12 protein-coding genes are annotated in these 14,071 nt (G+C 57.2%); 5 read left to right on the top strand and 7 right to left on the bottom strand.

What is annotated here, in order from left to right; translation table 11 throughout:
- Positions 1-56: 56 nt before the first annotated feature.
- The 3 genes from ligA (at position 57) to ACTF5F_RS10735 (ending at position 4,528) form a co-directional block, all read left to right on the top strand.
- Complete coding sequence (gene ligA / locus ACTF5F_RS10745) at positions 57-2,210, top strand: NAD-dependent DNA ligase LigA (RefSeq protein ID WP_438956870.1); 2,154 nt, start codon at positions 57-59, stop codon at positions 2,208-2,210.
- Positions 2,207-4,297, top strand: a complete 2,091-nt coding sequence (recG, locus tag ACTF5F_RS10740; RefSeq protein WP_438956869.1) for an ATP-dependent DNA helicase RecG — start codon at positions 2,207-2,209, stop codon at positions 4,295-4,297. Before ligA ends, recG begins: the two co-directional genes overlap by 4 nt.
- A 108-nt stretch (positions 4,298-4,405) precedes the next feature.
- Positions 4,406-4,528, top strand: a complete 123-nt coding sequence (locus tag ACTF5F_RS10735; protein ID WP_438956868.1) for a hypothetical protein — start codon at positions 4,406-4,408, stop codon at positions 4,526-4,528.
- A 170-nt stretch (positions 4,529-4,698) separates the two neighbouring features.
- On the opposite strand, the gene ACTF5F_RS10730 is transcribed toward ACTF5F_RS10735, so the two are convergent.
- On the bottom strand, positions 4,699-5,142 hold the full coding sequence (locus tag ACTF5F_RS10730; protein ID WP_438956867.1) for an iron-sulfur cluster assembly scaffold protein: 444 nt from the start codon (positions 5,140-5,142) through the stop codon (positions 4,699-4,701).
- Between the two features lie 65 nt (positions 5,143-5,207).
- Here ACTF5F_RS10730 and hisI point away from each other — a divergent pair, with 65 nt between their 5' ends.
- Positions 5,208-5,588, top strand: coding sequence for a phosphoribosyl-AMP cyclohydrolase (hisI, locus tag ACTF5F_RS10725; protein WP_438956866.1), 381 nt, complete (start codon positions 5,208-5,210; stop codon positions 5,586-5,588).
- Here the strand turns inward: hisI and gluQRS are convergent.
- The 3 genes from gluQRS to trmFO are packed head-to-tail and all read right to left on the bottom strand — an operon-like array spanning position 5,557 to position 8,367.
- On the bottom strand, positions 5,557-6,378 hold the full coding sequence (gluQRS, locus tag ACTF5F_RS10720) for a tRNA glutamyl-Q(34) synthetase GluQRS (RefSeq protein WP_438956865.1): 822 nt from the start codon (positions 6,376-6,378) through the stop codon (positions 5,557-5,559). The two genes, hisI and gluQRS, sit on opposite strands and share 32 nt — an antisense overlap.
- Positions 6,375-6,989 (bottom strand): class I SAM-dependent DNA methyltransferase, encoded by a 615-nt coding sequence (locus ACTF5F_RS10715; RefSeq protein ID WP_438956864.1) that lies wholly within the window; start codon positions 6,987-6,989, stop codon positions 6,375-6,377. Before ACTF5F_RS10715 ends, gluQRS begins: the two co-directional genes overlap by 4 nt.
- Before the next feature lie 22 nt (positions 6,990-7,011).
- Positions 7,012-8,367, bottom strand: coding sequence for a methylenetetrahydrofolate--tRNA-(uracil(54)-C(5))-methyltransferase (FADH(2)-oxidizing) TrmFO (gene trmFO / locus ACTF5F_RS10710; RefSeq protein ID WP_438956863.1), 1,356 nt, complete (start codon positions 8,365-8,367; stop codon positions 7,012-7,014).
- 154 nt (positions 8,368-8,521) lie between these two features.
- Here trmFO and ACTF5F_RS10705 point away from each other — a divergent pair, with 154 nt between their 5' ends.
- Complete coding sequence (locus ACTF5F_RS10705) at positions 8,522-8,737, top strand: hypothetical protein (protein WP_438956862.1); 216 nt, start codon at positions 8,522-8,524, stop codon at positions 8,735-8,737.
- A gap of 432 nt (positions 8,738-9,169) precedes the next feature.
- Here the strand turns inward: ACTF5F_RS10705 and gyrA are convergent, their stop codons facing one another.
- The 3 genes from gyrA to rocF all read right to left on the bottom strand — a co-directional run bounded on the left by gyrA (position 9,170) and on the right by rocF (position 14,036).
- Entirely contained in the window at positions 9,170-11,917 is a 2,748-nt protein-coding gene (gene gyrA, locus ACTF5F_RS10700) for a DNA gyrase subunit A (protein ID WP_438956861.1), read from the bottom strand.
- A gap of 149 nt (positions 11,918-12,066) precedes the next feature.
- On the bottom strand, positions 12,067-13,113 hold the full coding sequence (locus ACTF5F_RS10695) for an ornithine cyclodeaminase (protein WP_438956860.1): 1,047 nt from the start codon (positions 13,111-13,113) through the stop codon (positions 12,067-12,069).
- Entirely contained in the window at positions 13,110-14,036 is a 927-nt protein-coding gene (gene rocF / locus ACTF5F_RS10690; RefSeq protein WP_438956859.1) for an arginase, read from the bottom strand. The genes ACTF5F_RS10695 and rocF overlap by 4 nt, the downstream gene beginning before the upstream one ends.
- Positions 14,037-14,071 lie beyond the last annotated feature (35 nt).

Below are 14,071 nucleotides of genomic sequence, written 5' to 3'. Positions count from 1 at the left end.
TATTGCAGACTTAGAACTTCTACAAGAACGTCTATTCTGCAATCAGAGGCTAATTCATGCCTGCATCCCAAACTTTATATGATGTGCAAACACTTTTGGCTGCAGAGCCTTTGGAAATTGATGAAGCTGAAGCCAGCGCAGTCATAGCGGAATTGGCAGAGGTTTTGGCGAGAGCGAATGTTGCCTATCACACCGAAGATGCGCCCGACATTACCGATGCCGACTATGACGCGCTGAAAGCGCTGAACCTCGCGCTAGAGGCACGGTTTCCCGATCTCAGGCTATCTAATAGCCCGAGTGACCAAGTGGGCGCCAAACCCGCGGCGGGTTTTGCAAAGGTCAAACACGAAGTTCGAATGCTGTCACTGGCCAATGCGTTCAGCGATGAAGACGTCGCCGATTTCGAAACTCAGGTTCGTAAGTTTCTTGGCCTAGGGGCGGATGCGCCTTTGGCCTTCACGGCAGAGCCAAAGATCGATGGGCTTTCCCTTGCCATACGGTACGAGAACGGAAAACTCGTCCAGGCGGCCACCCGTGGCGATGGGGAAACGGGTGAGAACGTCACCACGAATGCTCTGACGATTGATGACGTGCCTAAAGTTATCGAAGGCGCACCTGACGTGCTGGAGGTGCGGGGCGAGGTTTATATGTCCCACGCAGACTTCGCTGACCTCAATGCGCGGCAGGCTGAGAAGGGGGAGAAGACTTTCGCCAACCCTCGGAACGCTGCCGCCGGATCCTTGCGCCAACTAGATGTGGAGATCACGAAAAGCAGACCGCTGAAGTTCTTCGCCTACGCTTGGGGCGCACTGTCGACACCCTTGGCCGAAATGCAGTCCGGTGCGATTGGGCGTCTGGCGGAGCTTGGGTTTGCTACGAACCCGCTGACCAAGACCTGCCAGTCAGCGGACGATCTTTTGGCGCATTACCATCAGATTGAAGAAAGCCGCGCTGACCTGGGCTATGACATCGACGGTGTGGTCTACAAAGTCGATAATCTGGCGCTCCAAGCCCGCTTGGGGTTTCGGTCCACCACGCCCCGTTGGGCCATTGCGCATAAGTTTCCGGCGGAGCTTGCATGGACAAGGCTCGACGCGATCGACATTCAAGTCGGGCGCACGGGCGCGTTGTCCCCGGTCGCCCGGTTGGAGCCGATCACGGTTGGGGGCGTCGTCGTCTCTAACGCGACGCTGCACAATGAGGACTACATCGCGGGGCGTGGCGGCAACGGCATACCAATCCGCGAGGGCCGCGACATCCGCATGGGCGATTGGGTTCAGGTCTATCGCGCGGGTGACGTTATTCCAAAGATCAAGGATGTAGACCTCAGGCGCCGACCATCGGTTACCGTCCCCTTTGAATTTCCGTCAACATGCCCAGAATGCGGTTCCCTCGCGATCCGCGAGCCGGGGGATGCGGTGCATCGCTGCACCGGTGGTCTCATATGTCCCGCGCAAGCGGTGGAGCGACTCAAGCACTTCGTTGGTCGCGCGGCCTTTGACATAGAAGGGTTGGGCGCAAAGCAGGTCGAACAGTTCTACACCGACGCCTGGATCGCCACACCCGCCGACATTTTCCGCCTTCGGGAACGATATGGCGACGGGCTTCAACAGCTCAAAAACCGTGAAGGCTGGGGCGAGAAGAGCGCAAACAACCTTTTCGATGCGATTGATGAGAAACGCCAAATCCCGCTCAATCGTGTGATCTTTGCCCTTGGCATCCGGCATGTGGGAGAGACGGGCGGCGCAATGCTCGCGCGGCATTATGGGTCTTGGGAGGCGTTTGCCACAGCGATATCGGAGGCGCAGATCGGTCAAGGTGCAGCTTGGGACGACCTCATCAGCATCGATGGCGTCGGTGCGGTCATGGCAGAAAGCGTCATCACCGCTATGCAGAACCCACAGGAACGAGAGAGTATTGACGCGCTCGCCGCACAACTCACCATCGAAGACGTCGCCGCGCCCGATACGTCCGTCAGCCCCGTCGCGGGCAAAACCGTCGTCTTCACCGGAACCTTGAAAAAAATGACCCGTGCCGAAGCCAAAGCACGGGCTGAAGCGTTGGGCGCGAAAGTCTCAGGCTCCGTCAGTGCGAAGACCGATTTGCTGGTTGCAGGGCCGGGCGCAGGCTCAAAAGCCAAAAAAGCCGCGGATTTGGGTGTTGAGACGATTGATGAGGACGGCTGGCTGACACTTATCGGTGACGCATGAGCGGTCGGCCGGAGGTTCTTTTCTCGCTTTTCGGTGATCTGACCGCCTTGGACGGAATCGGTCCCAAAACAGCACAACATCTAGAGGCGCTCCACATCGAAAAGCCGCGGGATCTGCTGTTCACTCTGCCGCATTCCGGCATCGACCGCGCACGGCGGGACAGCGTGCGGGATGTGGTGGCGCCAGCAACGGTGACGGTTGAGGTGAAGGTCGAGGAGCACCGCCCGAACCGTCAAAAAGGGCGGCCGTTTCGCGTTGTTGTCTCAGATGCGCAAACTGCATTTCAATTGGTATTCTTTCATGCGCGCGGCGACTACCTACAACGGCTTTTGCCCAAAGGGGAGCGGCGGATCGTGTCCGGCAAGCTGGAGGTTTTTGACGGCGTGGCGCAGATGGTTCATCCCGATCACGTAGTCAAACCCGATGAAGGCGACCAGATCCCGGCATTTGAGCCAGTCTACCCTTTGACTGCAGGCGTGACCCAAAAGGTGATGTGGAAAGCGTCGAGCGCTTCCTTGGCGATGACACCAGAGCTCACCGAATGGATTGACCCGACTTTGAAGGCGCAACAGGGCTGGCCGGATTGGAAAGATGCCATTACGCAGGCGCATCGTCCTACGGGGTTTGGCCATATCTCGGCGGAGGATAAATCGCGCACGCGGTTGGCCTATGATGAGCTTTTTGCACATCAAATGACACTCGCCCTCGCACGGGCCAAGGCGCGGCGGGCCCCGGGCAGACGCAGCATGGCGACGGGGGCTTTGCTGGACAAGGTTTTGTGCTCACTGACTTTCAAACCCACTGGCGCACAGACACGAGCGATTGCCGAGATCACGGAAGACCTGGCAACATCGCTCCGGATGAACCGCTTGCTTCAGGGCGATGTAGGATCGGGCAAGACGTTGGTGGCGCTTATGGCTTTGCTCGCGGTGGTGGAGGCTGGCGGGCAGGGCGTCATGATGGCCCCGACGGAAATTTTGGCGCGTCAGCACCTCGACGGGTTGCAGCCCTTGACGGAGGAGGCGGGCGTAGTGCTCGAAATCCTCACAGGCCGGGATAAAGGCTCAGAACGCGCCGCGAAACTTGCCGCGTTAGAGGCGGGCAAGATCCAGATCCTTGTTGGCACTCATGCGGTGTTCCAGAAAGGAGTCGAGTTCAACGACCTGCGCCTTGCGGTCATCGACGAACAGCATCGCTTTGGTGTCGCTCAGCGGATGGAGCTTGGGGCCAAAGGCAAAGCGGTCGACATCCTTGTAATGACCGCAACGCCAATCCCGCGCTCCCTCGCGCTGGCGCAATATGGCGACATGGATGTGAGTGTGCTGGACGAAAAGCCCCCTGGCCGAACGCCTGTGCAAACGGCGCTGGTCTCCACCGAACGGTTGGACGAAGTGGTCTATAAGCTGCGCAAGGCGGTGGCGAAAGGCAAGCAGGCCTATTGGGTCTGCCCACTGGTCGAAGAGTCCGAGGTGATGGACATGACCGCGGCAGAGGAACGTTTCAAATACCTGCGTGCGGCCTTGGGTGTGGGGGTCGTCGGCCTCGTCCACGGTCAAATGCCGCCAGCAGAGAAAGACGTGGCGATGGCAAAGTTCGTGGCGGGGGAGACGTCAGTGCTTGTCGCGACGACGGTGATCGAGGTTGGGGTTAACGTACCCAACGCATCCATCATGGTGATCGAGAGGGCGGAAAGTTTCGGCCTTGCGCAACTGCACCAACTTCGGGGGCGCGTTGGACGTGGGGCGGAGGCATCGACCTGCTTGATGCTTTACCAGGCGCCGCTGACAGAGAACGGCAAGAGCCGCTTGGAAATTCTGCGTGAGACTGAAGATGGTTTTCGCATCTCCGAGGAAGACCTCGCCATGCGCGGCGCAGGCGATGTGATTGGTGTTGCGCAATCTGGCCTGCCACGGTTCCACATTGCTGATCTGGAACGCCAAACCGCACTGATGGCGATGGCGCAGAAAGATGCACGCATGCTTCTTAACGACGATCCAGAGCTGTCATCGGAGCGCGGAAAGGCGGCGCGCGTACTCCTTTGGTTGATGGAGCAGGATAAAGCCATCCGTTTGTTTTCAGTGGGTTAGGCTAAAATGAGAACTTTTGTTCACAAATGTTCTTAAAAGGTTCTTTACAGACGTACCGCAATATGAGAACAAAGTAGCAACAAAACGAACAGAGCACAGGAGCCTTCCATGGCTAAGGAAATCAAAGATGTTGTGATCCGGTCCAGTGATACGATCATTTGGGATGCGATGGGCGCTGTGGCTTTGTTGGTGATTTTGTTTGTTGGTCTATCCTTGCCCGGGATTGTCTAACTTGCCCTGATCTTTTGTCTGGCAAACGTCACTTATCCCGAAACGTGTCGTTTTGACCTGCCTGTCTTACTGTCCTTGCCCACAGGGTTTTTGCCTGCCCTGATCGGACATCAGACGAAAGATCGTTGTCCTGTCCGCCGCCATCCTCCCTCGGATGCGCGGCGGCTTTTTTATGAAGCGTCTTGGATGGCTGATAGCGCGTCAAGCGTCGCATCGAAGGCGAGCATGATGGACGCGTGGCGGTTCTTATAGTCCTTGGCCGGTTGTAGCACCTCTAGGTCGCTGAATGGCGCAGACGGCACGGGGCCATCTTCTTTCAACATGCGATAAAGTTGATCGCGGCCATGTTGAACACTCTCGCGGTCCAACCCCACGATATGCGCACCGACAACCGCCGCGGCGGCTTGGCCCAAGGCACAAGCTTTGACGTCTTGGCCGTAGTCGGCGATCACACCGTCTTTCATAGCAACATCGACGGTGACTGTTGACCCGCAAAGGGGGGAGCGTCTTTTGGCCGTGGCACTTGGTGCGGGCAAACGATCCGTCTTGGGCATATTTGCCGCCAACGCCAGAATGCGTTGGGAGTAGAGTTTGATCACATCGGTATCCGACATCCGTTTGCCCTTTCAACGTCTTGACCGTAGATAGGGCGCAGGACCGCCCTTGGAAAGAGAGTGCCATGACATTTGATCCCGCGACCCTCCGGTATAATGACGCAGGTCTGATCCCCGCGATTGCGCAGGATGCGGCGTCGGGTGAGGTGCTGATGATGGCGTGGATGACGGCCGAAGCGGTGGCGCAGACGCTTGAGACAGGTCAGGTTACATACTGGTCCCGCTCTCGACAAGAATTTTGGATCAAAGGCGCCACAAGCGGTCACACGCAACAGCTTGTGGAGTTCAAGGTTGATTGCGATCGGGATTGTCTGCTGATCGAAGTGACGCAAGAAGGGCCAGCCTGTCACACCAATCGCCGGAGTTGTTTTTACACGGCTGTGCAGAATGGCGAAGAGATGGAGATTATGTCCCCTATGGAGGCGGCCAACCCGCCATCCGAATGACCTCGTCCGGGCTGTATCCAGCCTCGTGGTATGTTGCCACCGATTGTGAATTTGTGATTTTGGCCAATCGGTTACCGTCTGAACCTGTGACAAGGTCATGGTGGATGTAAGTGGGTGTCGGCCACCCCATGAGGTTTTGCAGCAGGACATGAAGCGGGGTCTGGGCGGAGATATCCTTGCCCCGCACGACATGGGTGATGTCTTGGAAGGCATCATCGTGCGTGCAAGCCAGATGATAGGCGGGATCACCCGTCTCCTTGCGTTTCAGCACAGGATCGCCAAGCGTTTTGAGCACGTGAGCGACGTCAAACCGAACGGTTTTGCCGTTATCGGCGTAGCTCAAGATATCTGGCAGAGTTTCAAACGCTTTGGCGATGTTCAGTCGTAGCACATCGCTGGGTGTCACATCGCTCATTGTTCGATGGCGGCATGTGCCAGGATAGATATACCCGTCGCTGCCTTGTTTCGCTCCTACCGCTTGGATAGCGCGACGGCTGCAGGAACAGGGGTAGAGTACGCCACGGTCGGCGAGATCGGACAGCACGGCCTCGTAGTCGGCACAATGTTCGGACTGACGACGCACGGGCGTGGGCCATGTCAGGCCGAGCCATGCGAGGTCTTCGTAGATACCATCCTCAAATACTGCACGGCTGCGCTTGCTGTCGGTGTCTTCAACACGCAAAAGGGCGACTCCGCCAAGCTCTTTCGCGGTTTGCCAGACGGTCAGGGCCGAAAACACATGGCCAAGGTGCAACCGACCTGTAGGCGATGGGGCGAAGCGTGTGATCACTTGTGGCGTAGAATGATGACATCGGATGTCATGCCGACATCTTCAAGATGCGGGCCGTTTTCGCGAAAGATGACTTCAACATGACCTGACGCAACTTCATCGTCTAAAGCTTTAATATAGCTCACATCCCGCAACGTTGGCTCATTATACGACATCGCCAAGATGTTCCCTGTGTTGAGCTTTCCGACCAGCATGGCGAGCGTTTCTGGAGGGGCGGCGCCAAGGCTGACTACGCCAATGGCTGCGATAGCTTTGTAGGCCCCTTTGCCAAACGCTGGATCCTCGGGTGTTGAGACCCACGTCTTTTCATAAAGTCCGATCGCAGTGGCCTTCTCCAACATTTCCGACGTGACGTCGGTACCGTGAAGGGTCTGAAAACCCGCATCTTTTAGAGCTATCCCTGACAGCCCAGTGCCGCAGCCAAAGTCCAAGACAGTGGTGGAAAGGTCAATAACGTCGGCAAGTGCTTTCGACAGCCGTTCCGGTGTCCGGTAGCCGCGCTTTTCAACCTCCGCGTCGTAGGTTTCGGCCCAATCGGCGTAAACGGCGATGGTTTCGGCAACGGGGCGCGGGGTCCAAAGTTGGGGTTTCAACACGTCTTTCTTGGTCATGAGCCAAGCGTAACTGGGTAGGCTAGGCGGCGTCCAGTGACTTTTGACCCAGCCAGTCGGACCAATCCGCCTTGGCGCGGTCTGTGTAGGCTTTGTAGCGATCCTTGCGGCCTTTGCGCCCTCCTTTGACGCCCTCGATTGGCGGGAAGAGCCCGAAGTTGACGTTCATCGGCTGGAATGTCTTCGCCTCAGCCCCACCGGTGATGTGACGCAAAAGGGCGCCCATTGCGGTGGTTTGCGGGACGGGGGCCAATGATGAACCCGACATCTCCGCCACGGCCATTCGCCCAGCCAGCAAGCCCATAGCAGCACTTTCAACGTAGCCTTCGACACCTGTGATCTGTCCTGCAAAGCGGATGTTTGGGCGGCTTTTGAGGCGCATATGATCATCTAGGAGCATGGGTGAGTTGATGAAGGTGTTGCGATGGATCCCACCAAGACGCGCAAACTCCGCACCCTCAAGCCCCGGAATCAGTTTGAAAACATCTTTTTGTGCGCCGTACTTCATCTTGGTCTGGAACCCGACGATGTTGAAAAGAGTGCCAAGCGCGTTATCGCGGCGCAGTTGCACGACGGCGTAGGGTTTATTCTCAGGTTGATGGGCGTTGGTGAGGCCCACAGGCTTCATCGGGCCAAAGCGCAGGGTCTCACGGCCACGTCCCGCCATCACCTCTATCGGCAAGCAACCGTCGAAATATCCAGCGGTTTCGCCTTCTTTGAACTCTGTCTTATCAGCAGTCAGCAATGCGTCAATGAACGCCTCATACTGGTCCTTGGTCATTGGACAGTTGAGGTAGGCGGTCCGCTCTTCCTCCGTCTCGCCTTTGTCATAGCGCGATTGCATCCACGCGACGTCCATATTGACGCTGTCGAAATAGACGATGGGCGCGATGGCATCGAAGAAGGCGAGCGCGTCGGAGCCGGTCTCTTTCTGGATCGCTTCTGCTAACACACCGGAGGTCAGCGGGCCGGTTGCGATGATCCAATTTTCGTCTAAGGGAAGCTCTGTAATCTCTTCATAAGAAACAGAAATATTTGGATGTGCGGTAAGGGCTGCTGTGACGCTTTCCGCAAATGGATCGCGGTCCACCGCCAGTGCGCCACCCGCAGGCAAGCGGTGCGCGTAGGCGGTCTTCATTATAAGGCCGCCGGCTTGCAACATTTCCCAATGGAGGAGACCGACCGCATTCTGCTCATGATCGTCGGAGCGAAAGGAATTGGAGCACACCATCTCCCCCAAATGACCCGTACGATGGGCGAAGGTTTCGACCTTCGGGCGCATTTCGTGAAGAATGACTTTGACGCCAGCATTCGCTGCCTGCCATGCTGCTTCCGACCCGGCCATGCCGCCGCCGATGATGTTCAGTGTTTTGCTCATGCCCCGCATTTAGGACATGAGCGTTGGTTTGCAAAGGGGATTAGCGACCTTCGAATGTTGTGCAGCGCTTGGCGCCAAAATTGATGCGCGCACCAATGCCAACGTATTTCTCAGACGCTGTTGTGGTGCCGTAACTTACTGACAAAGATCCCAAATGTACAAACAACTCAGGCCCATTGCTCGTGTTGTATTGAACACCAAGTTCGCTCGTACCAGCGAAAACGTCGTCTACAACGGCGAGATCTGTATCTTAGTAAAGCTCAAAAGCGTTATAGATGAGCACTTCGGCATTGAGACCGAATGTGGCCGCGCCTGTCGCGCCGATATCTTGCCGGCCAAGATACGCGCCGAAGCTAAAGGTACCCAGTGACGTTCCGCCCTCAGCGCCATAAGACGAGGAATCAACATCACCACCAACGCTTTGACCATAGAAAGCTCACACGGAGGAAGTGTTGCTCATGTGGTAGATGCCGTGAAGGGTGGCGCTGGACGCCGGTTCGCTGTCACTAGACGCACCATTCTAATCTAGTTCCACACCGAATTGACGGTTGATCGCGAATTCAACTTCGCCGTTGTAGATGTTACATCGGCCCCATCGAAGCTGGTGTATTCAAGTTCAAGCGTGCCGCCCACAAATTCTTGGGCGCCAAACGCTGTGGAAAGCACGGACGAAAGGCCCGCGCCAATATATTTTTTGAATAAAATTATGCTCGCCGCAATTTATTTTTGCTGAGGTTTCTTACCTATTAGAGCAAGCATAAACGGCCATGCGGAAGGCGGCAAGGTGTTGAAAAAGCAAGCGCTATTCTTCACCCGCTTCTGTGCCATCTTCTTCATCCTGTTCAGCAATCCAGGCGACACTGACGACGGTTTCACCCTTGGCGGTGTCGAACACCTTCACGCCTCCAGCGCTGCGGCTGCGGAAGCTGATGCCTTCGACAGGGACGCGGATCGATTGGCCGGTGGAGGTGACGAGCATAATCTGGTCCCCCATTTCCACAGGGAATGAACTGACCAAAGCACCGCCGCGCATGGCCTTGTCCATCGCTGCCACACCCATGCCACCGCGACCGCGCACGGGGTAGTCATGACTTGAAGAAAGCTTGCCAGATCCTTGTTCCGTAATAGTAAGTATCAGGTTCTCAGCGGCTGACATCTCTGCATAGCGTTCTTGGCTGATGGCACCTGCGATGACTTCGTCGTCATCATCGCTCTCGGCATCGTCGCCCAAACCTGCCATCGCGCGGCGCATCTTGAGGTAGGCCGCGCGTTCTTCTGGGTCGGCGACGAAGTGCCGGATGATTGACATGGAGACGACCTTGTCATCGCCGGAGAGTTTGACGCCGCGTACACCTGTGGAGGAGCGGCTGGTAAAGACCCGCACATCGGTTGCAGGGAAGCGGATCGCGCGTCCGGAGGCGGTGGTGAGCATCACGTCGTCATCATTGGAAGCAATGCGCGCGTCGATCATCGACCAGCCTTCGCTGTCGCCCTCAAACTTCATCGCGATTTTGCCGTTCGATTTGACATTTGTGAAGTCGGACAGAGCGTTACGGCGCACAGTTCCAGCGTCAGTTGCAAAGACAACCTGCAGGTCGGCCCATTCATCCTCTGGCCGGTCCACTGGCATGATGGCCGCGATAGATACCCCTGAGGGGATTGGCAGGATGTTCACGATGGCCTTGCCTTTGGCCGTCCGGGAACCCTGTGGCAGGCGCCACGTCTTCAGCTTGTAGACCATCCCGTCGGTGGTGAAGAACAAGAGCTGCGTGTGTGTGTTGGCCACGAAGAGGGTCGTCACGACATCCTCTTCCTTCGTGGCCATCGAGGAGAGACCTTTACCGCCGCGCCGCTGCGCACGGAAATCTGCAAGCGCGGTGCGTTTGATGTAGCCGCCGGAGGTGACGGTGACGACCATATCCTCTTTCTCGATCAGGTCTTCGTCTTCCATGTCGCCGGACCAGTCGACAATCTCTGTTCGACGCTGGACGGCGAATTGATCTTTGATCTCGTTCAGCTCATCACGGATGATTTGCATGATGCGGTCCCGTGACCCAAGAATTTCCAAGTATTCACGGATCTTCGCGGCGAGATCTTGAAGTTCGTCGGTGACCTCCTTGACGCCAATCTGGGTCAGGCGCTGCAAGCGCAACTCGAGAATGGCGCGGGCTTGCGTTTCAGACAGGTTGTAGGTGCCGTCATCGTTGGCAGTATGGGTCGGGTCATCGATCAGTTGGATATATTCGATGATCGATTCCGCGGGCCAACGGCGTGTCATCAGCTTCTCACGCGCCTCCGCTGCATCGGCAGAGCTGCGGATCGTGTTGACCACCTCGTCGATGTTGGTGACAGCCACGGCCAAACCACAGAGAATATGGCTCCGCTCCCGCGCTTTACGCAGTTCATAGGCTGTCCGGCGGGCGACAATGTCTTCGCGGAAGTCGAGGAAGTAGGTCAGGAACTTGCGCAAAGTCAGCTGTTCAGGTCGACCGCCGTTCAGAGCCAGCATATTGCAGCCAAAGGACGTCTGCATCGGCGTAAAGCGGAACAGCTGGTTCAGGACCACCTCTGCCGTTGCATCGCGCTTTAACTCGATGACCACGCGCACGCCGTTGCGGTCGGACTCGTCTTGGACGTGGGCAATGCCTTCGATCCGTTTGTCACGTGCGGCTTCTGCGATGCGGTCGATCATAGTCGCTTTGTTCACCTGGTAAGGCACCTCGGTTATGACGATGGCATAGCGATCCTTACGAAGTTCTTCGACCTCCGTTTTGGCGCGCATGATAACGCTGCCGCGCCCTTCGAGATAAGCCTTCCGAGCGCCAGAGCGACCCAGCATGATGCCGCCGGTCGGAAAATCGGGGCCAGGCACGTATTCGATCAGTTCTTCGCTGGTAAGATCGGGATTGTCGGTCAGCGCCAGCGTGGCGTCGATAACTTCGCCCAAATTGTGGGGCGGGATGTTCGTGGCCATACCCACCGCTATGCCGCCCGCGCCGTTGACCAGCATGTTGGGGAATTTTGAGGGCAGAACCGTCGGCTCACGCTCTTTCCCGTCATAGTTGTCAACAAAATCAACGGTTGCCTTGCCAAGATCATCGGTCATATGGACCGCAACCTTCTCAAGTCGGCTTTCGGTGTAGCGCATCGCAGCGGCGTTATCGCCGTCCATGGAGCCGAAGTTGCCCTGACCATCGATCAGCGGCAGGGACATGGCGAAATCCTGTGCCATACGGACTAGGGATTCGTAAATTGCGCTATCGCCGTGTGGGTGATAGGAGCCCATCACATCGCCCACGGATTTCGCAGATTTGCGGTAGGTTTTGTCGTGCGTGATGCCCTTTTCGTACATCGAATAAATGATGCGGCGGTGGACGGGTTTTAGGCCGTCGCGAAGGTCGGGAATCGCCCGTGAAACGATCACGCTCATCGCGTAATCGAGGTAGGACGTTTTCATTTCATCGAGGATGGAAACCGTCGGACCGTCGTACGCGGAGCGTTCGGTTGGATTTTCATTTTCATTTTCAGGTGTTTCTGGTGTGTCGATCACGCAAATCGCCCCGGATGTTTGGCCGCTGCTCCGGCCCATATTTCGTTGCAAAATTTATATCAGACCCCGCATATGGGGGCAATGGCGGCCCTCAAAAAAGGCCGCGTATTGCGTACACAGGCTGTACACACAGCGTATGTACACATCGGCTATCTGGCGCGTTGTAGCATCCCGAAAAGATCGCGAGGATCGTCGGGATCGGCGATCATATCTAGATCGTCAAAGAAGGGCGTGCCTTTGATCTTGGCATGGACGTAGCGCAGTGCGGAGAAATCCTCGATCGCGAAGCCGACGCCATCAAAGAGGGTCACTTCGTTCAGCGACGTGCGGCCCTCGGTCTTGCCTGCCAAAACCTCCCACAATTCGGTGACGGGGTGGTCCTCCGCCATTTGCTGAATTTCGCCTTCGATCCGTGTCTGCGGCAGGTATTCCACGAAGACGGTAGAGCGGGAGACGATATCGCGGTGAAGCTCCGTCTTGCCGGGGCAGTCGCCGCCGATGGCGTTGATATGCACGCCTGTGCCAAAGTGGTTGTCGGTGAGGATTTGTTGCTTGTCTTTGTCGGCGGTGGCCGTGGTGATGATCTGGGCTCCCTCCACAACGTCTTCGATAGAGGAACAGGTTTCGATCCTAAGGCCGGTGCGGGCGAGGTTGCCTGCGCATTTGACCGTCGCCGCAGAGTCGATGTCATAGAGCCTGACCGTCTCGATCCCGCAATAGGCTTTCATGGCGACGCATTGGAATTCGGATTGCGCGCCATTGCCGATCATGGCCATCGTCTTTGCGCCCTTGGGGGCGAGCGCTTTGGTCGCGACCGCAGACATGGCGGCGGTGCGCAGGGCGGTCAGCACCGTCATCTCAGAAAGCATCACAGGGTAGCCGGAGTAAACCTCCGCCAGCAGACCGAAAGCGGTAACAGTTTGCAGCCCTTCTTTCGCATTCTTGGGATGGCCGTTGACGTATTTGAAGCCGTAAAGCTTCCCATCACTGGTGGGCATCAGTTCCATAACGCCCACGTTGGAGTGGGACCCAACGCGCGGGGTTTTATCGAAAAGCTCCCACCGTTTGAAATCTTCCTCGATGGCTTGTGCCAGATCGCAGAGGACGTTTTCGATGCCGATGTGGTGGACGAGCTTCAACATATTCTCGACGGAGACGAAGGGCACCATGGCGAGTTTTGAGGGCTCAAATGTCATGAGGAGTAATCCCGTGTTGGTCGGTCAAAGACACGGCGGCCCATGAGGGAGGCGGTGAGGTCAACCATCAAGCTCGCCGTTTTGCCGCGGTCGTCCAGGAAAGGGTTGAGTTCGACAAGGTCGAGGGAACGGACAACACCTGCGTCAGACAGCATCTCCATGACCAAATGCGCCTCCCGTTCGGTCGCTCCACCGGGGACGGTGGTGCCGACTGCGGGCGCGTGGAGCGGGTCGAGGAAATCGACATCGAGGGAGACGTGGAGGACGCCATTCGCAGCCTTCACCCGCTCGAGGAAGGCGGCGAGGTGGGTGGCGATGTCCGTCTCGTCAATCCGGCGCATGTCCACAACGTCGATGTTGAGGTCTTGCAGAACGTCATTTTCGGGCGCGTCGACGGAGCGAATACCAATCATGCAGATGTTTTCCGATGCCACAGGGGCTTCGACTATTGGGAAGCCGTCGAATCCGTCGCGACCGATGTAGTAGCCCACGGGCGTGCCGTGGAGGTTGCCGCTGGCTGTGCTTTGCGGGTTGTGAATGTCGGTGTGAGCGTCGAGCCAGAGGACGAAGAACGGGCGGCCCTCTTTCGCCCAATGGGCTGCCATGCCGCTAACCGTGCCAGCCGCCAATGCGTGATCGCCGCCCATGAAGATCGGGAAGCCGGTTGGCGCTGTGTCCTTCGCCGCGCGTTGCAGGGCGAAGGTCCAGCCGATGTTTTCAGCGAGTTTGTGCAGGTGCCCATCGTCGCTGGCGTCAACTTTGTCAGGCACGACGTTGCCAATGTCTCGTGCGGTGTGGCCAAGCGCGGTGAGCGCGTCGGCCAGTCCCGCTGTACGATAGGCGTCGGGGCCCATCAGACAGCCTTGGCGTCGTTTGCCGCAATCGAGCGGGACGCCGATGAATATACAATTCTTCTTGTCCATGTGCTGAGTATTGATCGAAAGCCATGCTTCCCCTA

Origin of the sequence: Cognatiyoonia sp. (assembly GCF_965661665.1) — a bacterium.
Classification (GTDB): domain Bacteria; phylum Pseudomonadota; class Alphaproteobacteria; order Rhodobacterales; family Rhodobacteraceae; genus Cognatiyoonia.
This window is presented reverse-complemented; position numbering and strand designations above follow the sequence as displayed.